Below are 23,112 nucleotides of genomic sequence, written 5' to 3'. Positions count from 1 at the left end.
GGACATACGCCATGACCCTGCCTGATGACCAGATCGAGGCCCTCCTCGGTGAGAACCTCACTGATGACTTCGCCGCGTGGGCCGCCGACACCGGGATGACGCCGACGGCCGCGATCCGGGCGCTCGTGCGGCAGGCACTCGACGCCGCCGTTCGCCTCGTGCCCTACCGCGAGCACGAGGCGGTCCTGGCGGCCGCTCGCGACGGCGAGGAACTCGCCTACGCGCACGGCCTCGATGACGACATGTCGATCACCGCGACCGCGCTCGATAACGAATACGTCGTCATCGTCACAGCGGACAGCGAGTCCTACATCCTGCGGACGACGGATCGAGACGGGGCCATGGCCGCCGCTCTCGAGCGGATTACGGCAGCCACCACCAACCGGTGGTGCCCCACCGACGGGCGGCCGCTGTGGAACGAGGTCCTCCTCCCACCCGAAACCATCGACCCGCGATCGTGGGATCACCACGCCGCCCCGACCACTTCCGAGGCCGAGACATGGGAGGCCACCTATGGTCATCTTCCCGTCGACGACCGCGGCAACCCGATCTACCACCACGAAGGAGCACCGATATGACCCACACCAACTGGACCGCCCTCGGCGGCGCCGTCACCACACCCGGCGAGCTGGACGAGCTGATCGGCACGATCCAGTACCAGATCAACGAGATGCGGGTGGGAATCGCCCGCGCCGCCTGGGGCGCCCAGACCGGCCGCACGTGGGACGAATCCCACGACCGCCCGTCGGCAACCGACATCCTCCACGACCTCGATATGACAGTCGTCCCTCCGGGCACGACCCCCACCAACGCGACCGCCCGCAACGCCATAGCCGCAGCCACCACAGCGATGGCCGCCGCCGAACAGGCCCTACTGACCGCCTGGCTCGCGCACCGCGCCGCCGAGCCCGCATGACCAACGAAGGAGACCACCACCATGGGCATCAGCATCACCAGCCTCGGCGACCGGATCGCCCACGAACACGAGGGCTACGTCGGGGCGTACCTGCGCGACGGAAGCCTCACCGGCAGTTCATCACGCGAGATCGACGCGGCCAAGACCGGCAAACTCACCGCCGCTTGCGCCTGTGATTGGCGCAGCGACCGCACCTGGGACAACGACGCCAACACCGCCGGTGGCTGGCCCAGCGACGCCCTGGAGGACGAGATCCTCACCGACTGGTACGACCACGTCTACGCCGTCGCCGACGGCGAGCGCGACCGTCACATCGGACACCTGACCATGATGATGGCCCGCATCGGGCGGCAGTACGGTCGCGGCAGCCTCGATCTGGACAACCTCGATGATCTCGAGCGAGACCTGGCGTCGGCGCTCGATCGCGTGAAGCAGATCCGCCGACCCAGCGACTTCTGACGACCGCCTCGTGAAGCAAGTGGCCCTCGACCGATCGGTCGAGGGCCACTGATTGATTGACACCGCGAGAGGCTCCCGAACCGTGCTCGGGAGCCTCCACTTTGCCTATTGACGGCGTTGTTCGATAATCGAACGATCGTGTTATTGTCGAACGATGGTGAACCGAGTGACTGATGAGACGATCCGTGAGCTGGTGCTGTTGTGGCCCGAGCGGATCCCGACCGTCGATCCTGACGACTATCCCGACGACCAACGGCGGAGCCTGACCCGCCGCCTCAACGAGGACCGGTGGCGCTCAGACGAGGACGCCCGGGTCGAGGCGCGACTGCGCGATGCGATCGACTTCGGCGACGCCGAGCCGGGGGACCCGGTGATGATGGCGCTGAAGCTGACCGCCCGCGACCTGGAGGAGGCGAAGTCGCGCCTGGTGCGGCTGGCCTCCTACGCCCGATGGTCGGCCCGCGGCGGGTACTCCCTGCAACTCATCGCCTCCTACGCCGAGGTCGTCAAGAGCACCGTCGCCGAGATGACGAGGCACATGGAGCACGCCCTCGACGGCCGCCTCTACATTGATCCCGCCCTCCAGCCGTACGACCCTGGCTGCGTGCACTGCGGCGGACCCATGCATCCCCTCGACCTCACCGCATGGGGCGTCGCCGACGCGACCCACACCTGCCACGATTGCCACGGCATCCGTGTCACCGTCGACGCCGACCACCTACAGGGCCTCGACCATCCGCCGACGGCATGGGCCGCAATCGACCCCGTCCTCGCCGACGACGCATGGAACCTCCTTGCACGGGCGCAAGACCGGCCTGAGCACTTCTATCTCGCCGAACACCACGCCGTCCTGAACCGAATGACCGCCGCCGGGATCGCCACGACCACCAGCGTCGACATCCGCCGGTGTGACCACCTCGACCACCCTCACGTCATCGCCGAGTGCCCTGATTACAACGGCGAACTCCACATACAGGTCTGACCGAGCCACCACGAAGGGGCTCCCGAGCACGTCTCGGGAGCCCCTCGTTTTGTCTCCCGACAGTAGACAGCGCGTTCGGGAAGGACCAAGGTATCGTCGATACGAAATGGCTGTCGCCTGTGGACTGATGGGGTCGGCGCTCCCCTCGAGCCGGAGTGAACTCGGCGTGGGACGCTGGGGCATGGTGAATCGAATCGGACTGGTGACAGTTCCCGCGCGGCGGGTGCTGTGGCTCTACGGCCTGTACGCGCTGACGTGCCCCGAATGCGGGGCGGAGGGCGAGTGGACGCTACGGCGGTACGGAATCGAACGCGGCGCACAACCCGACCGGGTCGAGATCGAGCCGCGGGCCGACGCGGTCTGCGGCGAGTGCGAGGTGACCGTCGAACATCCGCTGATATACCCGGCGATCGTGACCGCAGCGAACGAATGGGCTGACGCCGGCCGACCGGCGGATGCTCAGCCTGACGCGGTTGACGAGTGGCGCCCGCACTACCTGGCCGTTGCGACTCCCGACCCGCTCGACAGCGGGTACGAAGCGGCGGGAACGTGGCTGCCGTGGGAGCGCCTCGGCGGGGCGGAGTGTCGTCGCCGATGGCCTGAACTCGTCGACGTGTGGGCGGCGTGGGTCTCGGCGGTGACCGCTGTTCAAGAGCAGGGGAGCCCCGATATCGACGCGATCGTCGTCGATGCCCGCCGACGACTGGACGACCAGTCCTGACGACGCGACAGACTGGACATCAGTGTGGGCTTGACGCTTCGGGCCCGGGGAGAGGACGGTGTCAGATGTTGGTGGTGCGTCGATCAGATCCAGAGCGGGGCTACCTGATCGTGCCGAACGCGGTATTGCGGGATCGGCGTCTGTCGTATCGGGCGCGGGGTGTGTTGGTCGAATTGCTGTCCCACGAGACCGGATGGCACGCGTCGGCAGACCGCATGTCGCGTGAGGGAAAGAAGGCCGGCACCGCTTGTGAGGGGCGGCAGGCGATCGAAAAAGCAATGGGTGAACTCATCGCCGCCGGTTACATAACCCGGGCGAAGGGCCAGAACGAGAAGGGCCAATGGGTTACCACACTGACCGTCTATGACACCCCCGGTCACGTCCTGGCGGCGGCGCACGAAACCGAGCCTGCGGAACCGGGTGACCCCTTCGAGGCGGGTGTCGGTGAGACACCACCAGGGGATGTCGCTCTGACGCACCGACTACTGAACGACTGGCAGTCGGTATTCCAGCAGTCGATGAACCGGGACTCGGTTACCCAGCCGTCGGTTTTTCAGGAGCCTTCTAGAAGTACTCCAGAGAAGACTTTCGGCGAAGATCAAGAAGAAGAACAACTCGAGCTCCCTCGACAACGAGATTTCGACGAACCCGCCGTTGAAACACCTCCACGAGCGCGACGATCGTCCGCTGTTGATCGACTGATTCGAGCGATGCCCGCTGATGTCGTGGCCCAGGCGGTAGAACAGTTCCGCCAGGAGGATCCATCGGCCTACGACCAGCAGCGACAAACCGCCGAGGATGCTGACGGTGACGACTCCCAGATACCGGTCGACAGGTTGACGCTGATGCACGCCGCCGCCCACTACAGTGCCCTGCATCAGATCCCCACATGGATGACCGCCGCAATCTCCGCGATCTCCCCATGACCGGTCGCGGCCTCGCCTCGCGCGCGTGAGCCATTCGACCGGTCGAACACCAAACACGCGAGGAGGGCCATGCCATGACAGTTAAAGAAACCACCGAAGACCATGACAGTTGCTTGTGCGGGGCGCGGAAGCGAACCGGCGGAACCTGCGGTCGCCCAGCGGGTTGGGGGACCGACCATGCCGGCTACGGCACGTGCAAGCTCCACGGCGGCGCGATGCGGAACCACAGGATCGCCGCACAGAAGTCCATCGCCTCCGAAGCCGTGAAGGTGTTCGGCCTGGATCTCGAGGTTGACCCCCGAGACGCGCTCCTGGCGGAGGTGCACCGCACCGCGGGCGCGATCGACTGGCTGCGAGAACAGATACAGGTGCTCGACCCCACCGAGGTCACCGATTCCCCGTGGATACCCCTGTACCGGCAGGAGCGGAAGCACCTGATTGACGTGTGCCGAGCGGCGATCAGCGCCGGGATCGAGGAGCGCCGCGTGCGCCTGGCCGAGCAGCAGGGCACGCTCCTCGCCGATGTGATCCGGGGGATTCTCGGTGACCTCGATCTGACACCGGACCAGGCGGCGCGGGTGTCGGAGGTTGTGCCGCAGCGTCTTCGGGCGCTGGTTGACGTCGCATGAGTCGCGCCCTGTACGCGCGCACGAGACAAAACGCGTGCGAACGTTCGGGGGCCATTTAGCCGGGAACAGGCGCCTCACGCATTGCCGTTCGACCGGTCGAACCCCAAACACACGCGCGAGGACTGACGAACTCGTTTACGCGCGCACACCGCAAAACGCGGGGTCTGCGGTTCTCTCGCGAGAAGACCCCTCACGCGTGCGCGAGTCGTTCGTCCGTTGTTCGCCGAACCGACGACGAACACGATGCCTCCATTCGCGCGCGACCCCTCCCGAGGAACCGGGGGGAAATGGTCGACTGCCCGGCGTCAGGGCCAACAAGGGCGCTGTCGAGTTTCGACCCGCCCCCTCCCCCCCTCGAGCCCGCTGGTGCGACGGGCGTCGTCGCACCAGCGTTCGCCTGGCACGGCCTTCGCCGGATGCTTACCTATGTCACTCACGTGACCACACGTGTATCGCTACACGCTCTCCCCGAAACCGGCCTCGACGCGGGGTGGTGGTGGAGGAGTGATGATCATGTTGAGTCTGCTGCGGACGGCGGCGCATCCGATGACGACGTTCCTCCTGGTGCTGGTGGCGCTGTACTCCCGGTCGTCGCGCCGACGTCGTGACGCTCACCGCCTGTTGACGGTTCTCACCGGAGTCAACCCAACCCCAGGACTCACGAAGTGAAAGCGGCTAGCGCGGGAACGTAATTGTGTACACAGTTCAAACTCTGTACGATTGAGCCATGAGCACCATTTCGAAGAGTTACACCGCCCGCGAAGCCCGTGCCCGCTTCTCCGACGCAATGGGCGAGGTGCAGTACGGCGGAGAACGCGTCGGCATCACCAAGAACGGCAGGCTCGCGGGCGTTCTGATCAGCCCTGAGGATTTCGAGATGCTCGAGGAACTGGAGATGGCTGCCGACGTGGCGGCCTTCGACCGGGCCAAGGCCGAAGATGACGGCACCCGTGTGTCGTTCAAGGATCTGCGCAGCGACCTCGGCTTGTAATCCGTGTACGACATTCACTTCACGCGCCAAGCGGAGAAACAACTCAGGACGTTGGAGAAGGCCGACAGGCAGGCCGCCGCTCGCGTCACCATCGCAATCGTGGGCCTGGCGGAGAACCCTCGTCCTCCCAAATGCATCAAGTTGAAGGATCGACCGGGATGGCGCATCCGAGTGGGGATCTACCGGATCCTTTACGAGATCGACGACACCGACATCACCATCGACGTGTTCCGCATCAGTTCCCGCGGTAGCGCCTACAAAGATTGATCTCAAAGCACAGTGGCCCGGACCGATCGGTCCGGGCCACTGTTGGCTTCTAGTTCGACAGGTTCGAATACGGGGGTTCGGGACTCTCAGCGTCGTCGTGCCCACCAGAGGCACTGTGGGTCGATGTGGATGGGGCAGATGAGGGCGGAGGCCGGTACGGGCTCGCTGAGGCCCTCCAGGCGGGCCATGGTGATGCCGTCGTCCAGTGTCATGTCGAGGACGACGTACCGGGTGCCGTCATAGCGGGCGCGGGCGACGCCGCTGTCCTCGTCGTCGGGTCCTGCGGGCCTTTTTGGTGTGTGAACGTTCAAAGCACGCCGCGCATGGCGTTGTCGGTCCAGGTGTCGACGCGACGCAGGTATCCGGACATGGCGCGGGATCCGGGTGTCCACCCGCCCTGGGCGGCGATCGCGACGGCGTCGTGACCGGCTTGGCGGGCGACGGTGGCCATGCCAGCGCGCAGGGAGTGGGCGGTGTGCCGGTCGAGGTCGGCCTGCTGTGACCGGCGGGCGATCACATCGGACACCGCCTCCGGGCTGAGTCCGGTGCCGGGCAAGATCCGGCCGCCCTTGCGGATCCGGCAGAACGCGGGGTCACCCGGCTCGAGCCCGGATACGGCGAACCACATGCGCCAGGCGATGACCGGGTCGGTCGAGCCGCGAACACCACGCGGGATCGCCGCCACCCGCACCGATGACGCGACCTTGCTCGAGCGGATGTCGACGAGGAGGCCGCGATCGCCGTCGACGACGACGTCGCCCGCCAGGAGCCCCGCGGTCTCGACCGAGCGACACCCGGCCCCGAACGTGATGAGGATCAGCGCGGCGTCGCGGGCGCCGGCGGGACCGGGGTCGGCGCGGGCGGCGACCAGCAGCCGCTCGAGCACGGTGAGGTCGGCGGCGGGCGCCTGGCCCCGGCCCCGCTTCGGCTGCTTGTCGGCCGCCGAATCCCGCACGTATGCCGCGAGGTTCGCGCGCGCTCGCCCGGTCAAATACCTCGGGACGGCGTCGGGACCGAACTGGCGCCGCAGACCGGCGATCACGCCGGTGAGCTTCCGCTCGATCGTGGAGGCGGCGTAGCCGCGCTCGTGCCACATCCACCGGCAGTACGCCTCGAGCAGGCTCGCGTCCACCGACCATTCGCTCACCCCGGCCACGTCCGCGCACCAGGTGCTCCACGTGCGCCAGTCCGAACCGTAGGAGCGGGTCGTGTTGACCGGGCGCAGCGATTCGGCGTGGGCGTCGGCGGCGACCCGCAGCCCGTCGGCGAGTGCGGCCGGCAGCGGCACCGGCGCGGTCGGGACGACGACGCCGGAGGAGGCGGGAACAGGGGTCAACTCGGTCATGTCGGTGTCCGTCCTGACGATCGATTTTTACCCCGGATATGGGGACATTATCCGGAGTAATCGAGTGTAGACGATCGGCCTGGCCGGAACGGGACCGCCCCGGCTCCGCATCGCGGCTGCGAACCACCCCGGAAGCGCAGTCAGGGGCGGACATCCCACGTCTGTCCACAATCCCTCGGAATGTCGTCCACGGAGACGGCCTACCACGGCACGACCCTCACTCGGGTAGGGGCCGAACCGAGAGGCGCTCAGAATCGCTCTCAGGTGCCGCTACAGTGTTTTACCTGGTAGATGGCCTGCCCGGGGGCAGGGATTTCGGCGAACATCGCGGAATCAGCGCGACGACCGACGCCTGGTCACCATCTTCGCCACGTCGACCACCAACTGCGCGGCGTTGATGACCATCATCACGGCCGTGATGACGAAAACGAGATTCAGCTGAAGTTGCAACATGTACCGCTCCTATGGATGGGTTACCGACGTCCACCCGGACGCCCGAGCCGCCATGGTGCGCCAAGAGCAAGACATTGTGGCTTCAGCACGTGCGCAGAAAGCGCGCCACGTGCGCCACCCAGAGTGCTGCTTCCTGTCACGTTCCGTGAGTCCGCCCCGGAGCAAGCTAGTGCAGAAGGGCACCTTCTGCGGGAGAGGAGCGGTCACCGGCTGAGGTCTCGGGTCGCCGCGTGCACCGCCCGCGCGGCCGCGACGAGTTCTTCGGCCGTCGCCTCCAGGTACGCGATGTCGATGCCGGCGGCGCCGCCGACGTTCGCGCAGTGGGCGATCTGGTTGAGGTTCGTACACGCCCCACGCAGTTGCCGGTGCGCCCGCATCAGTTCTCGCAGCGCCGTCACGCGGATGCCGACGTCGTCGGTCTCAGTCGCGAGGGTCGCCTCCGACAGCGCGGCCGCCGCGACGTACATCGCCACCATCATCCGCCGCTCGGCCGCCACCGACGCGACCCGCTCGCGCTCGGCCTCACTGAACCGCACCTTCACGACGCACCCCCGACGGATCGGTGCGGGCGGGCGTCGACGTCTCAGCGGACGCCGCGGCTCGGTCTCGTCGATCACGGTCTCACCCCCGCGATCCACAGTCCGTGAAGAACGCCGTGGCCGCCACCGGCGGGTGCGGATTGTGCGAACCGCCACCGAGGCAATGTGCGATGCCCCCGGAGAGGGCCCCCTCCCCTATATCTTGCTCCGCACCGGCAACCGTGAATCCCACGCAGGCACCGAGCGGACGGAATCAACAAAGGCACTTTGTGCTCCAGCTTGCTCTGGGCCGGACTCACGGAACGTGACAGACATCAGCACTCTTCGTGTGGTCGGCAGCCCTTCAAATTGCAATGCATAGGTGTGATGAAGGGGGAGTGACGAAGAGGGGGTCGACGTCGTTGAGAGGGTATGAGCATGGAGACAGAGATCGTGGTCGATGAGATCGAGTGGGACGAGCGCGAATGGGATGAGCTCGTCTGGTGGGTCGAGGAGACATGGTGACGAGTGGCGTGGTGCTCGAGCTGATCCGGCGCGTCGACGGGTGGATCGCGGCATCGACGATCGCGTCCGAAGCGGGAGACGACGATGAGTACGTCGAAGCTGAGCTCGAGGAGACGCGGCAGGAGTGGGTGTGCCCGCTCGGCGAGCTGATCGACGACTGTTCCGTCCTGGAGGACCTGACGGCCGCGATCGGGGTCTACGCCGCGATGCGCGTCGCGCTCGGCCTGACCCCGACGACCGGGCCAGGCACCGAAGCCGAACTCGTGCTTCGACGAAGGGCGTGGACGACGGCGCTCGCCGCGCTCGTCGACAAGCCGATCAGCGTCGCCTTGGCTGCGGTGATCGACGCCCCAGCCGCCCCGCCGATCGACGAGCGGACGATGCGAGCGCTCCAACTCGCTCGGATCGAGCGAGACCTGGGCATCCTCAAACATCCTGATCTCTGACCACAGCAAAACGGCCCGAACCATTCCCGGTTCGGGCCGCCTCGTTTCGCGGAAGGCTATCGGGTGGCGAGGTACGCCGCGATCGCCGTCGTCACGACGCCGATCCCGCGGTGCGCGGCCTGGTCGAGTTCCATCAACGCCGTCCCCGGACCACCGGCGTCGACGACGCCGTCGCGGCGTTGCACGGTCGCGTGATCGAGATACGGCTTCTTTCCCAGACGGTGCAGCAGTTTGATGAACCCGGCGCGGCGGTCGATCGCGTAGTGCGAGACACCGGTGATGGCGGCGGCGGCCGCGACTGCGGAGGTGCGGGGCCGGTACCCGAGGAGTCGGGTCACCGCGAGCATCGCGATGGTCTGCGTTGCGGTGTACGAAGCGGCGTGCCGGGCGGCGGCCGCGCGACCCTCGTGGCCGGGGCGGCCCTTCGCCGCAGCATCACCACAGGTCTGCACGATTTGGTCGGCGGGGCTGTGTACGCCGTCGAACGTCGCCTGCATTGCGGCGAACACAGCGAGGGCGGCGACGGTGCGGGGTGGGATCATGGTGGGACTCCTGTCCGAGTCGATAGTTCTGTGTGGGATGGGATGTGGGGCGCCGGGTCTGGCAGGACCCNNCNCCCCGACTGGCTAGATGAGGATCGCGGCGACTGCCGCAACCGCGGCGACGACGATGGAGACGATCGCGGCCCGCACCAGCAGGTGCTTGCCTCGTGCGATGTGACCGAGGCGGCGGGCCGCTTCGGTGCGGTCCTCGGTCGTAGGGATGGTGATCGGCCGATCGATCGCGGCGCGGGTGAGACCGGACGACCCCGCCAGGCGCGGCCACACCACCGCGACACCGCACGCGGCCGCTACGGCGGCCGCAACCCCGGCGCCACCACCCAGCACCGCGGCGACCCCGTCGAGGTCGGAGTACAGGCCGAGGCCGACGCCGATCGTGGTCGTCGCCGCGACGACCGTGAGGATCGTCGTCGCACCGGTCACGGCGCGAACGATCAGCCCCTGGTGGTGCTCGACCCGAGCGTTCGCCTCGACGATCAGACCGACGCCCCGCGCGTCATCACGCTCGGCCTCGACCCGTTCCAGCCGGGCGTACAGGTCATTCAGTTCGACCCGCTGATCCTCCACGGCCTCCTCAGCGAGGTCGCGATACCGCGCCTGCTCGAGGATCTCGCCCTCCAGGTGCTCGATCCGGGTAGCCGCCTCCTGCAACTTGCCGTCGAATAGCGGCGCCAGGAACCGACGCGACTCAACAACGAGCGTCGCGAGCTCCGGATCATGAACATCGCGTCCGCACGTGACCAGGTGCGTCAGGCCCTCCTGGTAGGCGACAATGACGCTGCGGTCGGCCTGCGGAGCGTCGTATCCGCACTCCCCGCACGACCACTGGCGCTTGGACAGGTCGATGCTGACGGCGCCGTTCGGGCCCGTCAGTGCGATGAGGGAGTCCCCGTTGACGGTCGCGATGTTACGACCATCCAGGGAGAAGGTCACCGCCTCAATCGGGGACGACTGGTCGGCCGTGGTGCGGCGAGGCTGTTCAGGAATCATGATGGTTGTTCTCCATTTCGTTTCGTTGAGTTGGGGAATGGGGCGGCCCGTGCTTCCAGGCCCAGGGCCGCCCCGACTGGCTAGAGGTCGATTTCGGCGTCGGCCGCGATGGACATCGCGTCGCACCACAGCTGCCATTGCGGGCCGGTCCGCCACTGATCGTCGGGAACGGCGCGTCCCCAATCGAGATCACGCAGCACCCGGATCGCCCCCGCGTAGTCGCGAGCTGCCTCCGACGGCTCGTCTCCGAGGCTGGTGGCGGTGCAGACCGCGCACCGCAGGACGCCGTCGGTGGCGGTCCACCCGCCCGGAGCGTCCTCAACGAACTCGGCCACCTCGTCGACGCGGTCGACGAGCGTCGGATACCGACTGCCGAGGGCGTCGTCGGTGGTGTGCGGAAGGGCGCAGCCGGTGCAGACCGGTGTCCACGCCTGGTGCTCGTGGAGGGCCGCGCGAACATCCGCATCAGTCGGATGCGGGACATCCGCGTCCGAGTCGCCGAGGGCCTCATCGCCACAGTCCGGGCACAGGAGACGGTCGTCGACGGTGACCCATTCGCCATCGACGTGGTCAGCGGTGGCGTCCTCCTCGGCTCGGATCTCGGCCTCCGTCGGATCGGGCGTCCCGCACTCGCGGCACGCGATCGTCCAGTACGCCGCCGGAACCATGCCCGGCCTCGTCGTCGTCGTTGTGTTCGTGGTCATCGTGTGTCCTATCTAGAGGTACTGGTGGTTGATGCCGACGGCGACGATCTCGTCGGCGGCGGCTCGGGTGAGGTGGGTGACGTCATCACCGGCGATACCGGCAATCGCGTCCGCGACATCCGCCGCCGCCTCGGCGTACCGGCGAGGCGTCACGCCCTCGAGCGCGACCGCTATGACCACCGAGACCGGCACGAGCGTCTGCCCGGCGAGGTCATCGAGAAGACCGTCGGCGCGAACCGCGTCCGCGCGGCGCGCGATCGTGCGTTGGGACAGTCCGGTGTCCTCGGCCAGCTGAGGCAGGGTCACCGCGGGAGGGCGATGCGCCCGGACGACCGCGACGGCCAGGTCCAGGCGCACCTGCGCGACCTCGGCGTCGTGCGCAGCCGCGCGCACCCGATCACGCACTTCATCGCCCGTCGCCTCCGGCGCCGACAGCGCGCACCGCAGTGCCGCGTCCACCAGCTCGAGCGTCGTGGGTGGGTCTGGGTATGTCATTCCACCACCCTACCACGAACCTAGCCATCATGACTAGGCACTAGTCGTTTTGACGTATTACCTGGTGGGGGTGGGTGTAGGGTCGCGACCGTGGACGGCCAGGAGCAGCGCACCCCGCGCGCGACGCACGACCGCGCGACGTGGACCCGCGAGGCACTTCGCGCGCTCACCCCGGCTGACGAGATCGCCGACGCGCTCGCCGAGATCGAGGTCATCGCCGCCGAGATCCGAGCGTGGGACGCAACGCTTCCTGCCGGCGACCGGCACGCCGCCCACGTTCGCCGGGGACGGCCCGTTCGCCGCGGCTGTCTCGTCTGCCGCCTGCACGAGGCCGAGCCGCTCCTGGTGGCCGCCAAGGCCGGGGACTGGCTGGCGTGCGCGGCCGCCGCTGGCCGCCTGGTCGACATCACCGGACCACCCACGACCCGCATGCGCGAAGCGATCGGGCGCCTCAGGACCGTCGCCATCGAGCGGGCCAGCCTCGCTTGGCAGCAGCGTCAGGAGGACGCCCGTAGGCCGGGTATGGGCTGAGTGCGGGAAAGTAAGGGCCGCCCATACATGCCTATGGGCGGCCCTTACTCGGTTACTTGCGGAGCTCGGCGATGCGCCTTTCGAGCTCGGTCGCACGATCCTCGGCGAGCGTCGCGGCGACGTCGGTGGCCCGGTCGGCTCCGGCTCGGATGATCGCGCTGAGCGCGACGTGGCGGGGAGTGTCGGGACCGAGGACGGCGAGGACCGCGTCGACAGCGTCATCGAGAGCGTCGGCGGCTTCGCGGTTGATGTAGTACGACTGGCGGGTCATCCCTTCGGCGTCGGGACGGGTGCCTCGTCGGCCTGTGGGCCGTGTATGGGCCGCCCGTACCTGGCCTGTGGGCGGGGTAGAGGCGGGTATGGGCGCAGCCAGCGGGTTCGCGCCGATGCTGAGTCGGCGCGCCATCGTCGTGTCGGACATGTCCGGCGGCGGCAAAGGCTTCTTCTTCGGCGGGGTCATGCAGTGACCTCCGCCGTCTTCCCGGTCAGGCGTGCGGCGAGGTCGCGATACCACCCGGCGACCTCGGAATCGGGCGCGTGCACGATCACCGGAGACCTTCTCCGCCAGCCTTCGCGGATCTCCTTGCGGTCGCCGATGACCGCCAGGACGTCGATCTCACCAGCGGCGAACGCGTCCATCGTCGAGGTAACGACCGCGCCTCGGCGCCGGTCGAACAGGTTGACGACGATCCCGGCGATGTCGATCCGCACGCCCAGAACGTCCGACAGGGTCGCGATCTGCGTCAACAGCAGCCGCAGCGCGTCCAGGGAGGAGTCCTCGGCCTGGACCGGGATGACGACCCTGCCGGTGCGAGTGGCGTCGGTGCGGGCGGCGACGAGGGCGCCATCGGTGAGGGCGCCCAGGCTCGGTGGGCAGTCGATGATGATGTCGTCGAAGGCGGGCGCGTACGCGTCGAGCAGCCGCGACAACAGCAGCTCCCGCCCGGTCCTGGCGTACAGCTGCGGCTCGAGGAGGAACATCTCCTCCGCCGTCGGCAGCACGAGCAGACCCTCCAACCCGTCGACGCCCACCAGGAGCTCACCGAGGTCCCCGGCGTACTGCCCCAGCAGTGCTGCGGCAAGGTTCGCGCCGTCGGGCGCCTTCGGCAAGCCCAGAGCCGCCGTCCCATGGCCCTGCGGGTCGAGATCAACCAGCAGCACCCTCCGTCCCGCTTCCGCCAGGGCGGCGGCGAGGTTCACAGCGGACGCGGTCTTCCCGACGCCGCCCTTCTGATTCGTCACAGCAGTCACTACAGCCATGCCCGGCACCCTAGACCACACCACGCCCGTACTACGCCCACACGAGCCCATACCCTGCATATATGCCGCCTATGGGCCGCCCATACACAGGTATGGGCACACGAACGCGCCCGACGGAATTCCCCCGTCGGGCGCGTGTTTGGTGTTTGTCCGGTCAGGCTCCAGGAACGCCCATATCGACAATCCGAGCCTTGTGAAGTTGGGCGGCGGCGGTGACGGTTTTCGTCTGTCCGTTGCGGTTCTTGACGACCATCAGGTCGACCTCACCGGGTCGGACGGTCTCGTCGTAGTAGGCCTCGCGGTGCAGCAGGATCACGACGTTCGCATCCTGCTCGAGGCTGCCGCTTTCACGGAGGTCCGACAGTTGCGGGCGTTTCGTCGAGCGGTTCTCCGCCTCGCGGTTGAGCTGGGAGCACGCCACGACCGGGATGCCGAGGTCCATCGCCAGCAGTTTGAGGTCACGCGAAATCGCGGAGACTTCCTGCTGACGGCTCTCGACGCTCTTCGACGTCGACATCAGCTGGAGGTAGTCCACGACGATCAACCCGAGACCGACGGTCCGTTGAAGCCGCACCGCTCGAGCGCGGATCTCGGCGACGGTCACGGTTCCCGCGGTGTGGAGGTGAAGCAGCGACCCGTCAGTGGCGGCGAGGGCTTTCTCGACCTTCGCCAGCTGCGCTTCGGGCACGCCGTCACGGGGCGGGTTGACCAGCAACTCCAGGGGAACGTCGGCCTCGGCGGAGAGCATCCGGGCCTGGATCTCCTCGCGCGACATCTCCAACGACACGAACAGGACCGGCTCGGCCTGGTGCCACGCGGCGTGGCGGGCGATGTCGGCGGCGAGGATTGACTTGCCCATGCCGGGGCGGCCCGCGACCAGGATCAGCTGCTGCGCGCGCAGCCGGTGGATCACGTCATCGAGTGATCCGAGGCCCGTCGAGAGCCCCGAATAGGGATCGGGGTGGCGCAACCGCTCCAGCAACGCCGTCTGGTCGGCGTGGAACAGTCCCTCATCGGTGTCGGCGACCTCGGTGGTGATCGCTTCCGTGACCCATCCGCCGACTCGAGTGATGACGTCCTCGACATCCAGGCTTGGGTTGCGGACCGTCTGCCGCGACCGCACGAGGGTCTCGTCTAGACGCCGCAGGCGGGCGTGCCCGAGCACGATGTTCGCGGCCCACTCGAGAGACTCCGGCAGGCTCATCTCCAACAGCGTCGCCAAGAACGGCGCCCCACCGACCTTCTCCAGATGACCGTCCCGGAACAGGTGAGTACCCATCGACAGCGCGTCCGTCGGTTCCCGGAACAACCGCGACTGAATCGTCGAGGCGATGATCTGATGCCGAGGCTCGTAGAAATCCTCCGGCGACACCAGCTCGAAGGCGCGTGACGCGTGATCCTCCGACCTCATCATCGCGCCCAACAGTGCCTGCTCGATCCGCGAATCATGCATGCCAGCCCGCTCCAGGCCGGTCTCCATCACCTCGGTCATCGCACACCGCCGGCCGCGAGAGCCTCAGACACGCACGCGGCACAGACCGTGCCCACCATCGACAAGCCACAATCCGGGCACGGGCGCGCCTCAGACGCCCCTCCAGGCCCTCCCGACTGCTTAGGCACCATCAGTGAGGGTGGCGTCTGCGCCAGGTCCCAGAGACGCCGTGAGGCGACCGAACCGGGGTGCGTGGTGCCCTCCCGCGTCGCGCCATCGCACTGTCGCACGATCGTCTGTTCATCGTGACCCGCGGCCAGACATGCCGTCACCGCATCAACCACGAGCTGCCGCTGCCCGCCAATCACCAGACGGCGGACGGACATGTACATGCCCTCCACGATCGCGTCCACAAGTTCATGGGTTTTCGTGCCATCAGGCACACACACACCCTCATCCACGACGTCGACGTTCGGTGGCGACGCGTCTGGTGTGTGTGTGTTTTTTAGGTTCAGTTTCTTAGGTTCTATTTGACCCTCATAACCGCCGCGCTGGATGTGACCTGCGGAAACGTTGCGTTTTGGCTGCTCATCACCAGCGGGACGGTTACCGCCGCGCTGGATGTGACCTGCGGAAACGTTGCGTTTTGGCTGCTCATCACCAGCGGGACGGTAAGGGGGGTTCTGGGTCTGACCTGCGGAAACGTCCTTACCTGCGGAAACGTTGCGTTTTGGCTGCTTGGAGCCAGACAGGCGGTAAGAGGGTTTCTGGGTCTGACCTGCGGAAACGTCCGGCTGGAACCTGCGGGTGGGGTAGAGGACGTAGACCGTCTCTCCGACCATGCGGCCCTTCTCGTCGCGGTCCCGCTTCGTCTCGACGTAGCCAGCGGCTTTCAGCTCTCCCAGGACGGTGGTTGTCTTCTTCTCGCCCCACCCGAGTTTGGTCTCGAGGAAACTCCGGGTGAATCGGAACTGGCTGTCGTTGTCGACGAGCCGGACTACCGCTCCAACGGCCTCGGTCGACAGGTAGGGGTCCCGCGAGATTTCCTTCGGGATTTGCACCCACCGCTGCTCGCCCCACTCGGGAGCGATCTCGACCCGGTAGGCGGGATCGATCTGGGGCGTGAACTGTGCCATGAGATGTGCCTCCTATAGAGGCGTCACCCTGGCGAGACGATGCGTCATCGCCTAGCATGGGCGACACCAGTAATTCCCATGCCCGAGGCAGTGATTGCGAGTCGTGCCTCGGGCAATTTTTGTGGAAAGCCGGGGCCGATGGCCCCGGCTTTTTACGTTACGTGGTCTCTTGTGCCATGGTTGCGATGAGTTGTCGCGCCTCATCGCCCGCGAGCGACACCTTCATCAGTTGGTTCATGACCTGGTGATACTTTGTCGCTCCTTCCCCATCATGTACGGATTCTCCGACGTAGGTTTCGACCAGCGCTACGTCGTCGTAGATCGCGAAGCTGTTCTGTGGGCTGATCCCGAGGGGTTTCGTTGGTCGCATCGGGAGAATCCTTACATCCACATTCGACATTCCAATGGCTGCACTGAGTCGATCCAGTTGGCCTCGCATGATTTTGGGTCCGTAGACATTGCGACGTAGCGCGGCTTCGTCGATGACGATGTCGAACGTCTTTGACGTGTCGTACAGCATGGTTTGCCGTTGAAGACGCTTTGCGACTGCCGCGTCGATGTCGTCATCGGGATGTTCGTGAAGGACGGCCATCTCCTGGAACACCGCGTTTGCGTAGTCCGGCGTTTGTAGGAGTCCTGCTACAAACGCCAGGGAAAAGTTGCGAATACAGGTGGCCTCGGTGGTGAGCTTCACGAAGTCGGTTTGAACAGCCGCGTGCCCGCCGACTTTGACGCGATGTTTCCAGTCACGGTGAGATGCGAGCAGTCGGGTCCAGATCCCGATAAGGTCTGCCGCCGCCTCCGGTTTTCCGCAGGCGGCGGCCCACGACGTGAGATCGCTTTCCGAGGGACGCTGCTTGCCGTTTTCCAGGCGGGAAACCTTCGACTGTTCCCACCCCGATCGTGCCGCGAGTTCTTTGCCGGACAGTCCGGCTTCCTCCCGAAGCGCGAGTAGGCGTTCAGCCAGCCCTTCAGGCTCTTGAAGCCAGGCGTAGATCGGGTTCGTGTTTGATGTCATTTGATTCCTCGACTGGCAATTCCGGTAAGTGATTCCGGATGTGAATGGTGGACTGCCAGGTCACGCCACTCGTTTGCCTGCACGACGAATGTTGGATCGGTCGTGAGTTCAGTACGGATTCGCTGGTGTTCGTGGTTGAAGTGCAGGGTCACTACCCGGTTTGAGTCCAGCAGCCACCAATCAGTTGTGCCAGCGGCCGGCAGAAGACCGATTGTGTGCGCTTGGCTTCTGGTTAGGTATCGCATGACTTCCCCGGCATCGATATTCCATGCACCGACCCACCGTTCCCATTTTTGGTAGTCGGTGGGCGTGTCTTCGTGAACACGTACCCGTTCGATACGGATACCTGCGCGTCGCCAGCACCGAACCTGTTCGTACCACGTCGTTGATGGCGTGGTCGTGGGGTCTACAGGCGAGCCAGCGGTGAACCGTTCCACGTACGTTGCCTCTTCGGGCTCGCCGTAGACAGGCTGTAGTTCCAGCCGAAACAGGCTGTATCGCGCACTTTGTAGGACCTGACTGAGTTCGGAGTTCGGGATGACGACGCTCATTACTGCTCCTTCAACCGGTCCAGTACGTCGGATGGAACGAATACCCCGTCCTCATCGTCGGCCAGTTGGCGCAGGCGGGCGCGGGTGTCGTTGTCGAGCTTGATCCCTTGCACGACGTACCCTCCCTCGACTTTGTATAGGGCGGGGCAACCATCGTTGCCGCTTCCTCCGGTCTTCCACAGGAACACCAGTTCTAGGAAGTTCATCCTTCGCCTCCTTCATCTTGGTTGCGAGCGGTTGCTAACGCTCCTTCCCGGTATCTTGCCATCTCTCGCATACTCGCGCAATCTCCCTGGTCAATGTTCGCATTGACCAGGGAGATTTCTTCGTAATGGCGGACCTGGCAAGGAAATATTAGCGCATATGCGAGCAAATGCTTGACATGAGGTTTGGGTTCGTGCAGACTGAGCGCACGACCTGGTCGCGCCGGTGAAGTTCGCCGGAAGGGCCTTGGCTGGAATGTTTTTTGAAAAGTCCTCACTGGACATATATGGAATGCAAGAGACACCACTGATGACCAGGGTTTTCCCTGGTGCGGTGTCTCTCGCCCTGCATGGTGACCCGCCACGGCGGGTGGCGGTTCGAACCCGCCACAGGGCGCTGTCGGTTGTCGGGGTCGCCCCCTGGTGGCTGGGCCTCGGGGTCGCTCTCCGGGGTGGAGCAGTGGTGTAGGGCGCACGCTGCCCCTCGGTCTACGGACCGGGGGCGGAGGCGACGGTTCGATTCCGTCCTGTTCGCGCAAACAAACAAAGTGCCCTGACCGGGGATAGAGGCCCTGGTCAGGGCGGCATCGAGTGAATTGGAGAAACACGATGCAGTCAACGATGGTACGTCGTACGTCGCGAGATGTGCGGTGGTGTGAGACGTGTCGGGACGATGTCCGGACCGCGCGCTTGCTCGGGCGGGGCCAGCTGATGGTTTTGCTGGCGGTCACAGAGCCGTGGGAGTCGCCGCTGTGCGGTGCGCACGCGGAGATGGCGGCCGTGCTCGACGCCGATCCTGACGCCCAGGCGCTGATGTGCGGTAGTGACGGCGATGACGACCTGATGGCGCTGGCCTGGGCCCTGTGGCCCGAGACCAACCCCGAGTCGGCCGCGATCGCTGAGATCAATGAGGCGTGGGGGGTGACGTCATGACGATCATGATCGCGGGATCCTCGCTGCAAGAGTGGCCGCGGATAGCGGCTGAATGGGTTGCGCCGCAGACGATGCTGCGGATCCACACGGGCTGGTCGGTCCACGAGCACCTGGTCGAGGCGCTTACGGTCCTTGATGCGCGTGGTGCGGTTTTTGGCGGCGGGTACCTGGTCGAACTCGTGGCGGCGTGTCGTGTGACGGCTGGCCAGATCATGGCTGCGGCCGTCGAGGTCGGCGGATATGACGTCCTCGACTTCGCGTCGCGGGCGCTGGACGACTACACGTGGCTGACCGACACCAAAGCGTTGTCGTCGACGTGGGCTCAGCGTCGTCGGGCGCGCCGGATCATCACCCGTCTCCGCGCCGTGCTGGAGGTCGAGTCATGAGCCTTCTCGGCACGATCCGTACGGCCGCCTGGCCGTGGCGGACAACCACGATGGTTCCGGTTCGCGCCGGGATCACTACGGCCCCTGTGGATCAGGGGCCGTACTCGTCGGGTGAGATTTTCGCGGTGGCGCTGGCTGAGGCGATCGCTGCCCGGCCCGTCGATCGGGCTGATATCGAAGCTCAGCGCACCGCGATCGCGGCGCTGGTCGCCCAGCTCACCGTCTCCCGAGGTGGTGCGCGATGAAGTGGTCTACGAACCGGCCCCCGCGGCCGCCGGTGTACGCGATCAGACAGAACCTGGATCACGCGATCGGGCAGGGACACATGAGCCTGCTTCACCAGCTCATCACTGAGTACGACGTGATGCTGCCGGAGATCGAGGCGGCCTGTCATCGGGTCGGCACGACGGTTCCGGCGGTGTCCGAGGCGTGGCGGGCGTACGTCGAGGTCGCTGATCTCGACCCGGCCACGGCCGTCCGTATCGAGACGATGTTGCGGCAGGACCCGCTCTTCGCTCTCTCTCCGCTCCCGTTCGGGGGTGGGTGGTGAACTGGCGATCGATATCCACTGTGGTCGGGGCACACCCGGGTCAGCGTTGTCAGGCGTGCCAACGCGAGGCGCTGCGCCTGCCCGGCGTCGAGATCCCGGTGCACCGGGCGGTGTGGACGACGCTCGCCCCCACGGGTGAGCGTCTGTACGCCTGCCATCTCCACGCCGGGGGTGCGCGGTGACTGCTGAACACGTTCGTCGCCGGTTCGCGCCGACGGCGGTTTCTTTGTGGGTTGCGGTGTGGGTGGCGGGCCTCGCCACCGCCACCGGTGGCTCTATTTCTCATGCGGCCCTGGTGGTCGCGTATCTCGCGGTGGGAGTGACCGCGGCCCGCTGGGTCGCCGCGATCCGCCGCCTTATCCCGTCCCGAGAGGACACACCATGAGCACGAAGAGCAACTGGCGCGAAATCGTGGTGCGGGAGCGCCGTGAAGAACTCGTCGAAGCCATTCGCGATCTCGACATAGAGAGCCTGTACGGCCTTGTCGTCGATGACGAGGTCGGACCCGGCGAGATCGAGGCCGCCCGGCGTCTGACGAACCGGTATCACCGGGAAGTGGTGCGGGCCTGGCACATGTATCGGATCGCGCATAACCTGTGGGACTGCCGCCCGGGCCGTCGGATGGAACTCACGTTGTGTGAGGATCTGAGCCGTTTGCCTGTTGGGCAGCTCGCTGAGGTGACGTCGCTCGAAGATCTCGGCATCGCCATTCCAGCTCTGCCCGTTGATGAGGACGACGATCTCGGGGAGCCGACGTACGGCGAGATCGCCGAGGTGGCTGTGGGCACGGTCATCTACTACGGATGGCGGATCGCGGTCGCAGGGCTCGCCGCCGCGGGCCTCCAGGCTTTGTGGGACGCACCCTCCTGGGTGTCGTTGCACGCGATCGAGATCACCCTCCCTGGGATCGGGTGGACCTCGCTCGGTGCGGGGCTCCTCCTCGGCGCGTGCAGTGCCGGTGCCGGGATCCTCGAGCTCCGCCGGTGGCGCCGCGACCAGGACCATGCTCGCCGTATCGACGCGTTCGAGGTCGAGCGGGGTGACGTCTGATGACGGCGTACGACTACACGCCCCCGCCTCCGGGTGCTCGGCTCAAGGCGAAAGCCGAGGCCGATGTCATGCGGATGCAGGCGGAGACGGCCTCTCAGGCGCAGACCGCGCAGATCAACGCCAAGGTCGCTGCTGATGAGCGGCTGGCGAAGATCGAGGCGGGGAAGCTCAAGGCGCAGGCGAAGGCGGAGAAGGAGCGTCTCTCCGCCGCTCTGGATGAGGAGCGTCGTCAGAGGACGGCGGCCCGGAAGGCGCGCGCGAAGAAGATCGCGGCCGAGAAACGCGACCGGATCAAGGCCGCGTTCGCTGAGAACGGCGCCGGGATCGCCTCTACGGCGGTTTATGTTGTCGCCCTGGGCGCGGCGACGGCCGGGCAGGTGTCGACGGCCGTCGGGATGGGGCTCCCGTGGGGAGCTGGGCTCGGGTTCGCCGCGTTCATCGAGGGTTTCGCGATCGCGGCCGCCCTGTCAGCGCATCGCCTTCGGGTGGCTGGACGTCGGGCGACGCTGCCACAGGTGCTGGCATGGGCGATGACGGCGGTCGCCGCCGCCGTTCAGTACTACGGGCATAAAGATCCTCCGCTGCTGGGCATGACGCTGGCGACGGCATCGATCGCGGCAGTGGTCATGTTTGAGCTGCGCTCGACCGTCGAGGCGAAACTCGCCTCGAAGGTGCGCCCGCCCGTCCGGTGGGGTTTCCGCCGGTGGCTGGTCGCTCCGATCGAGACCTGCCGTGGCTGGCGTGCCGACGTTCTCAGTCGCACTACCGAGGACGGACAGAGCGTGCTGGCGGGCGTTGTCCGCTCGGGGCGGGCTCGACACCGCCTCGCGGCCGCGGCGGCCGATGCGTACGCGGCGGTGTCCGCTGCCGCGTACGCCGGACACCTAACGTCCGTGCGGATCGAGGTCGTACCAGACACCCACCCGGCGTCCGCTGTCACGACAGCGACCGGACACCCCGCGATCGGACACGCGTCACCGTCTGATCTGACAGGACTATCGGACACCCCGACGGCGTCCGATACGCCGATTGATCCTGACGGGCCGGACACCGGATGGGACGCGCTGTACGTCCCTGACTGGACGACGGTCGGACTGCCCGAACAGACACAGCGTCTGATCGACGCGGTCCTGTCCGACCTGCGGACGTCCGATCCCGACCCTGAAGGGTGTCTGACACTCCTCATCGAGGACGCCGAGACGGGTTTCTCGGACACCGTGTCGGACATCGCGATGCTTGACTTCCTCGCCGTTTCAGACGCGTCCGATGACGATCGTTCGGACACCGCTTCGGACACCCCCGAGGTGTCCGACGACAACGGTTCGGACACCGCTTCGGACACCCCCGAGGTGTCCGATCAGACGCCTCGTCGTCGTCTGGTCGGACGGAAGCCGAAAGCGAAGAAGGCGTCCGAACCGGTCGCCTCGGACGCTCCTCGGACACGTCGTACGAGGGTCGACCCGAACGTGATCGCGGCCGCCAAGAAGCGTCTGATCGACGCCGGCAGGAACGTTTCGGCTCGGACGCTGGCGTCCGAAACCACTTACTCCGTCGACTCGTGTCACCGCTGGATGAAGCAGCAGAACGGGTCCTAACCAACAACATCAGACGCCCGGTCGGGTGTCCTTGGCCGCCCGCCCCCGGTGGGGTGTGGCGGGCGGCCTCGGAGAAACGACCGTCACGACTCTCATAAAGGAGCAATCGATGAGTACGAAAACGGCGGACGACGACTTGTTCGCGTCCGCCCGGATCCCGAAATCCGCAGTTGAGGACCCTCCCGACCCGGCGTCGGATGCCGTTGCTGACCCGACCCGGAAATCGGCTGTCACACCAGTTCAGGGCGTTCCTCTGGCGCGTCTGCTCGGGTGGGCGGTCCCGGTCGTGGCCGTGGTCGCCGCGATCGCCTTGTGGGCGGTGTCGCCGTGGCTGCTCCTGGCGGTCGGGATCGCCGCCGTCGTCGGCTTCATCATCGTCGTCATGATTCGTCGCCGGGCCAAACGATCCGGCTCCTCCACCAGCGGGTTCGGGCTCGGAAACTGGGGCCGCGGCAAGGGTTCCGGTGGAGGTAAAGGTGCTGGTCGCGGCAAGGGCGGCTCGGGTGCCGGAGGTGGCGGGCGGAAGTCCGGCTCCTCGGG

General features: G+C 66.5%; 33 protein-coding genes, 1 tRNA gene and 1 pseudogene. 21 read left to right on the top strand and 14 right to left on the bottom strand.

Features of this window, described 5'->3' with window-relative positions:
• The first annotated feature begins 11 nt into the window (after positions 1–11).
• The 10 genes from ACM9NP_RS21430 (at position 12) to ACM9NP_RS21385 (ending at position 5,891) form a co-directional block, all read left to right on the top strand.
• Positions 12–578 (top strand): hypothetical protein, encoded by a 567-nt coding sequence (locus ACM9NP_RS21430; protein ID WP_415648558.1) that lies wholly within the window; start codon positions 12–14, stop codon positions 576–578.
• Positions 575–916: a hypothetical protein gene (locus ACM9NP_RS21425; RefSeq protein ID WP_415648557.1), complete on the top strand. Its 342-nt coding sequence runs from the start codon at positions 575–577 to the stop codon at positions 914–916. The genes ACM9NP_RS21430 and ACM9NP_RS21425 overlap by 4 nt, the downstream gene beginning before the upstream one ends.
• A gap of 21 nt (positions 917–937) precedes the next feature.
• Positions 938–1,375 (top strand): hypothetical protein, encoded by a 438-nt coding sequence (locus ACM9NP_RS21420; protein ID WP_415648556.1) that lies wholly within the window; start codon positions 938–940, stop codon positions 1,373–1,375.
• 166 nt (positions 1,376–1,541) lie between these two features.
• Positions 1,542–2,357, top strand: coding sequence for a hypothetical protein (locus ACM9NP_RS21415; protein WP_415648555.1), 816 nt, complete (start codon positions 1,542–1,544; stop codon positions 2,355–2,357).
• Positions 2,358–2,559: 202 nt separating this feature from the next.
• The gene (locus ACM9NP_RS21410; protein WP_415648554.1) at positions 2,560–3,078 is read left to right on the top strand and encodes a hypothetical protein; all 519 of its coding nucleotides are present in this window, start codon (positions 2,560–2,562) and stop codon (positions 3,076–3,078) included.
• A gap of 65 nt (positions 3,079–3,143) precedes the next feature.
• Entirely contained in the window at positions 3,144–4,004 is an 861-nt protein-coding gene (locus ACM9NP_RS21405) for a hypothetical protein (RefSeq protein ID WP_415648553.1), read from the top strand.
• A 215-nt stretch (positions 4,005–4,219) separates the two neighbouring features.
• The gene (locus tag ACM9NP_RS21400; RefSeq protein ID WP_415648552.1) at positions 4,220–4,633 is read left to right on the top strand and encodes a hypothetical protein; all 414 of its coding nucleotides are present in this window, start codon (positions 4,220–4,222) and stop codon (positions 4,631–4,633) included.
• 507 nt (positions 4,634–5,140) lie between these two features.
• A complete protein-coding gene (locus tag ACM9NP_RS21395) occupies positions 5,141–5,302 on the top strand; it encodes a hypothetical protein (protein WP_415648551.1) in 162 nt (53 codons plus the stop codon).
• 58 nt (positions 5,303–5,360) lie between these two features.
• Entirely contained in the window at positions 5,361–5,624 is a 264-nt protein-coding gene (locus ACM9NP_RS21390; RefSeq protein WP_415648550.1) for a type II toxin-antitoxin system Phd/YefM family antitoxin, read from the top strand.
• A gap of 3 nt (positions 5,625–5,627) precedes the next feature.
• A complete protein-coding gene (locus ACM9NP_RS21385) occupies positions 5,628–5,891 on the top strand; it encodes a type II toxin-antitoxin system RelE family toxin (protein WP_415648549.1) in 264 nt (87 codons plus the stop codon).
• A gap of 86 nt (positions 5,892–5,977) precedes the next feature.
• On the opposite strand, the gene ACM9NP_RS21380 is transcribed toward ACM9NP_RS21385, so the two are convergent.
• The 3 genes from ACM9NP_RS21380 to ACM9NP_RS21370 form a co-directional block, all read right to left on the bottom strand.
• Entirely contained in the window at positions 5,978–6,202 is a 225-nt protein-coding gene (locus ACM9NP_RS21380) for a hypothetical protein (protein WP_415648548.1), read from the bottom strand.
• Positions 6,199–7,236: a tyrosine-type recombinase/integrase gene (locus ACM9NP_RS21375; protein WP_415648547.1), complete on the bottom strand. Its 1,038-nt coding sequence runs from the start codon at positions 7,234–7,236 to the stop codon at positions 6,199–6,201. The genes ACM9NP_RS21380 and ACM9NP_RS21375 overlap by 4 nt, the downstream gene beginning before the upstream one ends.
• Positions 7,237–7,892: 656 nt before the next feature.
• Positions 7,893–8,306: a plasmid mobilization protein gene (locus tag ACM9NP_RS21370; protein WP_415648546.1), complete on the bottom strand. Its 414-nt coding sequence runs from the start codon at positions 8,304–8,306 to the stop codon at positions 7,893–7,895.
• 422 nt (positions 8,307–8,728) lie between these two features.
• Here ACM9NP_RS21370 and ACM9NP_RS21365 point away from each other — a divergent pair, with 422 nt between their 5' ends.
• Entirely contained in the window at positions 8,729–9,178 is a 450-nt protein-coding gene (locus ACM9NP_RS21365; protein WP_415648545.1) for a hypothetical protein, read from the top strand.
• Positions 9,179–9,234: 56 nt separating this feature from the next.
• On the opposite strand, the gene ACM9NP_RS21360 is transcribed toward ACM9NP_RS21365, so the two are convergent.
• The 4 genes from ACM9NP_RS21360 to ACM9NP_RS21345 all read right to left on the bottom strand — a co-directional run bounded on the left by ACM9NP_RS21360 (position 9,235) and on the right by ACM9NP_RS21345 (position 11,927).
• The gene (locus ACM9NP_RS21360; RefSeq protein WP_415648544.1) at positions 9,235–9,720 is read right to left on the bottom strand and encodes a hypothetical protein; all 486 of its coding nucleotides are present in this window, start codon (positions 9,718–9,720) and stop codon (positions 9,235–9,237) included.
• 84 nt (positions 9,721–9,804) lie between these two features.
• Positions 9,805–10,728 (bottom strand): hypothetical protein, encoded by a 924-nt coding sequence (locus tag ACM9NP_RS21355; RefSeq protein WP_415648543.1) that lies wholly within the window; start codon positions 10,726–10,728, stop codon positions 9,805–9,807.
• Between the two features lie 80 nt (positions 10,729–10,808).
• A complete protein-coding gene (locus tag ACM9NP_RS21350; protein WP_415648542.1) occupies positions 10,809–11,432 on the bottom strand; it encodes a hypothetical protein in 624 nt (207 codons plus the stop codon).
• Positions 11,433–11,444: 12 nt separating this feature from the next.
• Positions 11,445–11,927, bottom strand: a complete 483-nt coding sequence (locus ACM9NP_RS21345; protein ID WP_415648541.1) for a hypothetical protein — start codon at positions 11,925–11,927, stop codon at positions 11,445–11,447.
• 90 nt (positions 11,928–12,017) lie between these two features.
• On the opposite strand from ACM9NP_RS21345, the gene ACM9NP_RS21340 reads away from it, so the two are divergent.
• Entirely contained in the window at positions 12,018–12,458 is a 441-nt protein-coding gene (locus ACM9NP_RS21340) for a hypothetical protein (protein WP_415648540.1), read from the top strand.
• Between the two features lie 52 nt (positions 12,459–12,510).
• Here the strand turns inward: ACM9NP_RS21340 and ACM9NP_RS21335 are convergent, their stop codons facing one another.
• The 7 genes from ACM9NP_RS21335 to ACM9NP_RS21305 all read right to left on the bottom strand — a co-directional run bounded on the left by ACM9NP_RS21335 (position 12,511) and on the right by ACM9NP_RS21305 (position 18,061).
• Complete coding sequence (locus tag ACM9NP_RS21335; protein ID WP_415648539.1) at positions 12,511–12,729, bottom strand: hypothetical protein; 219 nt, start codon at positions 12,727–12,729, stop codon at positions 12,511–12,513.
• 185 nt (positions 12,730–12,914) lie between these two features.
• Positions 12,915–13,718: a ParA family protein gene (locus ACM9NP_RS21330; RefSeq protein WP_415648538.1), complete on the bottom strand. Its 804-nt coding sequence runs from the start codon at positions 13,716–13,718 to the stop codon at positions 12,915–12,917.
• 154 nt (positions 13,719–13,872) lie between these two features.
• On the bottom strand, positions 13,873–15,210 hold the full coding sequence (locus ACM9NP_RS21325) for a replicative DNA helicase (RefSeq protein WP_415648537.1): 1,338 nt from the start codon (positions 15,208–15,210) through the stop codon (positions 13,873–13,875).
• Positions 15,207–16,286 (bottom strand): hypothetical protein, encoded by a 1,080-nt coding sequence (locus tag ACM9NP_RS21320; protein ID WP_415648536.1) that lies wholly within the window; start codon positions 16,284–16,286, stop codon positions 15,207–15,209. The genes ACM9NP_RS21325 and ACM9NP_RS21320 overlap by 4 nt, the downstream gene beginning before the upstream one ends.
• Positions 16,287–16,443: 157 nt before the next feature.
• Complete coding sequence (locus ACM9NP_RS21315; protein WP_415648535.1) at positions 16,444–17,304, bottom strand: helix-turn-helix domain-containing protein; 861 nt, start codon at positions 17,302–17,304, stop codon at positions 16,444–16,446.
• Positions 17,301–17,855 carry a DUF6879 family protein gene (locus ACM9NP_RS21310; protein ID WP_415648534.1) on the bottom strand — a complete coding sequence of 185 codons (555 nt, stop codon included), beginning with the start codon at positions 17,853–17,855 and terminating at the stop codon, positions 17,301–17,303. The genes ACM9NP_RS21315 and ACM9NP_RS21310 overlap by 4 nt, the downstream gene beginning before the upstream one ends.
• Complete coding sequence (locus ACM9NP_RS21305) at positions 17,855–18,061, bottom strand: lipid A biosynthesis lauroyl acyltransferase (protein ID WP_415648533.1); 207 nt, start codon at positions 18,059–18,061, stop codon at positions 17,855–17,857. The genes ACM9NP_RS21310 and ACM9NP_RS21305 overlap by 1 nt, the downstream gene beginning before the upstream one ends.
• A 451-nt stretch (positions 18,062–18,512) precedes the next feature.
• Here ACM9NP_RS21305 and ACM9NP_RS21300 point away from each other — a divergent pair.
• From ACM9NP_RS21300 to ACM9NP_RS21260, 9 genes and pseudogenes are all read left to right on the top strand, one after another.
• A tRNA-OTHER gene (locus tag ACM9NP_RS21300) sits at positions 18,513–18,594 on the top strand.
• Between the two features lie 175 nt (positions 18,595–18,769).
• Positions 18,770–18,991: a hypothetical protein gene (locus ACM9NP_RS21295; protein ID WP_415648532.1), complete on the top strand. Its 222-nt coding sequence runs from the start codon at positions 18,770–18,772 to the stop codon at positions 18,989–18,991.
• A complete protein-coding gene (locus ACM9NP_RS21290; RefSeq protein ID WP_415648531.1) occupies positions 18,988–19,377 on the top strand; it encodes a hypothetical protein in 390 nt (129 codons plus the stop codon). The genes ACM9NP_RS21295 and ACM9NP_RS21290 overlap by 4 nt, the downstream gene beginning before the upstream one ends.
• A complete protein-coding gene (locus tag ACM9NP_RS21285; protein WP_415648530.1) occupies positions 19,374–19,622 on the top strand; it encodes a hypothetical protein in 249 nt (82 codons plus the stop codon). The genes ACM9NP_RS21290 and ACM9NP_RS21285 overlap by 4 nt, the downstream gene beginning before the upstream one ends.
• A complete protein-coding gene (locus tag ACM9NP_RS21280; RefSeq protein ID WP_415648529.1) occupies positions 19,619–19,927 on the top strand; it encodes a hypothetical protein in 309 nt (102 codons plus the stop codon). Before ACM9NP_RS21285 ends, ACM9NP_RS21280 begins: the two co-directional genes overlap by 4 nt.
• The gene (locus ACM9NP_RS21275; protein WP_415648528.1) at positions 19,924–20,109 is read left to right on the top strand and encodes a hypothetical protein; all 186 of its coding nucleotides are present in this window, start codon (positions 19,924–19,926) and stop codon (positions 20,107–20,109) included. Before ACM9NP_RS21280 ends, ACM9NP_RS21275 begins: the two co-directional genes overlap by 4 nt.
• Positions 20,110–20,308: 199 nt before the next feature.
• Positions 20,309–20,977, top strand: coding sequence for a hypothetical protein (locus ACM9NP_RS21270; protein ID WP_415648527.1), 669 nt, complete (start codon positions 20,309–20,311; stop codon positions 20,975–20,977).
• Positions 20,977–22,572: a DUF2637 domain-containing protein gene (locus ACM9NP_RS21265; protein WP_415648526.1), complete on the top strand. Its 1,596-nt coding sequence runs from the start codon at positions 20,977–20,979 to the stop codon at positions 22,570–22,572. The genes ACM9NP_RS21270 and ACM9NP_RS21265 overlap by 1 nt, the downstream gene beginning before the upstream one ends.
• Positions 22,573–22,681: 109 nt before the next feature.
• Positions 22,682–23,112 (top strand): annotated as a pseudogene (locus ACM9NP_RS21260) (hypothetical protein); the annotation flags it as partial.

The sequence above is a fragment of the Stackebrandtia soli genome (assembly GCF_965137155.1).
GTDB classification, from domain to species: domain Bacteria; phylum Actinomycetota; class Actinomycetes; order Mycobacteriales; family Micromonosporaceae; genus Stackebrandtia; species Stackebrandtia soli.
The sequence above is the reverse complement of the archived record's forward strand: the minus strand, read 5'-3'. Positions and strand labels throughout refer to the sequence as shown.

What these genes read in the sequence shown, in the direction of transcription:
- ACM9NP_RS21430 (WP_415648558.1), top strand. Translation starts at nt 12, where the DNA reads ATGACCCTGCCTGATGACCAGATCGAGGCCCTCCTCGGTGAGAACCTC.
- ACM9NP_RS21425 (WP_415648557.1), top strand. Translation starts at nt 575, where the DNA reads ATGACCCACACCAACTGGACCGCCCTCGGCGGCGCCGTCACCACACCC.
- ACM9NP_RS21420 (WP_415648556.1), top strand. Translation starts at nt 938, where the DNA reads ATGGGCATCAGCATCACCAGCCTCGGCGACCGGATCGCCCACGAACAC.
- ACM9NP_RS21405 (WP_415648553.1), top strand. Translation starts at nt 3,144, where the DNA reads ATGTTGGTGGTGCGTCGATCAGATCCAGAGCGGGGCTACCTGATCGTG.
- ACM9NP_RS21400 (WP_415648552.1), top strand. Translation starts at nt 4,220, where the DNA reads ATGCGGAACCACAGGATCGCCGCACAGAAGTCCATCGCCTCCGAAGCC.
- ACM9NP_RS21395 (WP_415648551.1), top strand. Translation starts at nt 5,141, where the DNA reads ATGATCATGTTGAGTCTGCTGCGGACGGCGGCGCATCCGATGACGACG.
- ACM9NP_RS21390 (WP_415648550.1), top strand. Translation starts at nt 5,361, where the DNA reads ATGAGCACCATTTCGAAGAGTTACACCGCCCGCGAAGCCCGTGCCCGC.
- ACM9NP_RS21375 (WP_415648547.1), bottom strand. Translation starts at nt 7,236, where the DNA reads ATGACCGAGTTGACCCCTGTTCCCGCCTCCTCCGGCGTCGTCGTCCCG.
- ACM9NP_RS21360 (WP_415648544.1), bottom strand. Translation starts at nt 9,720, where the DNA reads ATGATCCCACCCCGCACCGTCGCCGCCCTCGCTGTGTTCGCCGCAATG.
- ACM9NP_RS21355 (WP_415648543.1), bottom strand. Translation starts at nt 10,728, where the DNA reads ATGATTCCTGAACAGCCTCGCCGCACCACGGCCGACCAGTCGTCCCCG.
- ACM9NP_RS21350 (WP_415648542.1), bottom strand. Translation starts at nt 11,432, where the DNA reads ATGACCACGAACACAACGACGACGACGAGGCCGGGCATGGTTCCGGCG.
- ACM9NP_RS21345 (WP_415648541.1), bottom strand. Translation starts at nt 11,927, where the DNA reads ATGACATACCCAGACCCACCCACGACGCTCGAGCTGGTGGACGCGGCA.
- ACM9NP_RS21335 (WP_415648539.1), bottom strand. Translation starts at nt 12,729, where the DNA reads ATGACCCGCCAGTCGTACTACATCAACCGCGAAGCCGCCGACGCTCTC.
- ACM9NP_RS21330 (WP_415648538.1), bottom strand. Translation starts at nt 13,718, where the DNA reads ATGGCTGTAGTGACTGCTGTGACGAATCAGAAGGGCGGCGTCGGGAAG.
- ACM9NP_RS21325 (WP_415648537.1), bottom strand. Translation starts at nt 15,210, where the DNA reads ATGACCGAGGTGATGGAGACCGGCCTGGAGCGGGCTGGCATGCATGAT.
- ACM9NP_RS21320 (WP_415648536.1), bottom strand. Translation starts at nt 16,286, where the DNA reads ATGGCACAGTTCACGCCCCAGATCGATCCCGCCTACCGGGTCGAGATC.
- ACM9NP_RS21315 (WP_415648535.1), bottom strand. Translation starts at nt 17,304, where the DNA reads ATGACATCAAACACGAACCCGATCTACGCCTGGCTTCAAGAGCCTGAA.
- ACM9NP_RS21310 (WP_415648534.1), bottom strand. Translation starts at nt 17,855, where the DNA reads ATGAGCGTCGTCATCCCGAACTCCGAACTCAGTCAGGTCCTACAAAGT.
- ACM9NP_RS21305 (WP_415648533.1), bottom strand. Translation starts at nt 18,061, where the DNA reads ATGAACTTCCTAGAACTGGTGTTCCTGTGGAAGACCGGAGGAAGCGGC.
- ACM9NP_RS21295 (WP_415648532.1), top strand. Translation starts at nt 18,770, where the DNA reads ATGGTTTTGCTGGCGGTCACAGAGCCGTGGGAGTCGCCGCTGTGCGGT.
- ACM9NP_RS21290 (WP_415648531.1), top strand. Translation starts at nt 18,988, where the DNA reads ATGACGATCATGATCGCGGGATCCTCGCTGCAAGAGTGGCCGCGGATA.
- ACM9NP_RS21285 (WP_415648530.1), top strand. Translation starts at nt 19,374, where the DNA reads ATGAGCCTTCTCGGCACGATCCGTACGGCCGCCTGGCCGTGGCGGACA.
- ACM9NP_RS21280 (WP_415648529.1), top strand. Translation starts at nt 19,619, where the DNA reads ATGAAGTGGTCTACGAACCGGCCCCCGCGGCCGCCGGTGTACGCGATC.
- ACM9NP_RS21270 (WP_415648527.1), top strand. Translation starts at nt 20,309, where the DNA reads ATGAGCACGAAGAGCAACTGGCGCGAAATCGTGGTGCGGGAGCGCCGT.
- ACM9NP_RS21265 (WP_415648526.1), top strand. Translation starts at nt 20,977, where the DNA reads ATGACGGCGTACGACTACACGCCCCCGCCTCCGGGTGCTCGGCTCAAG.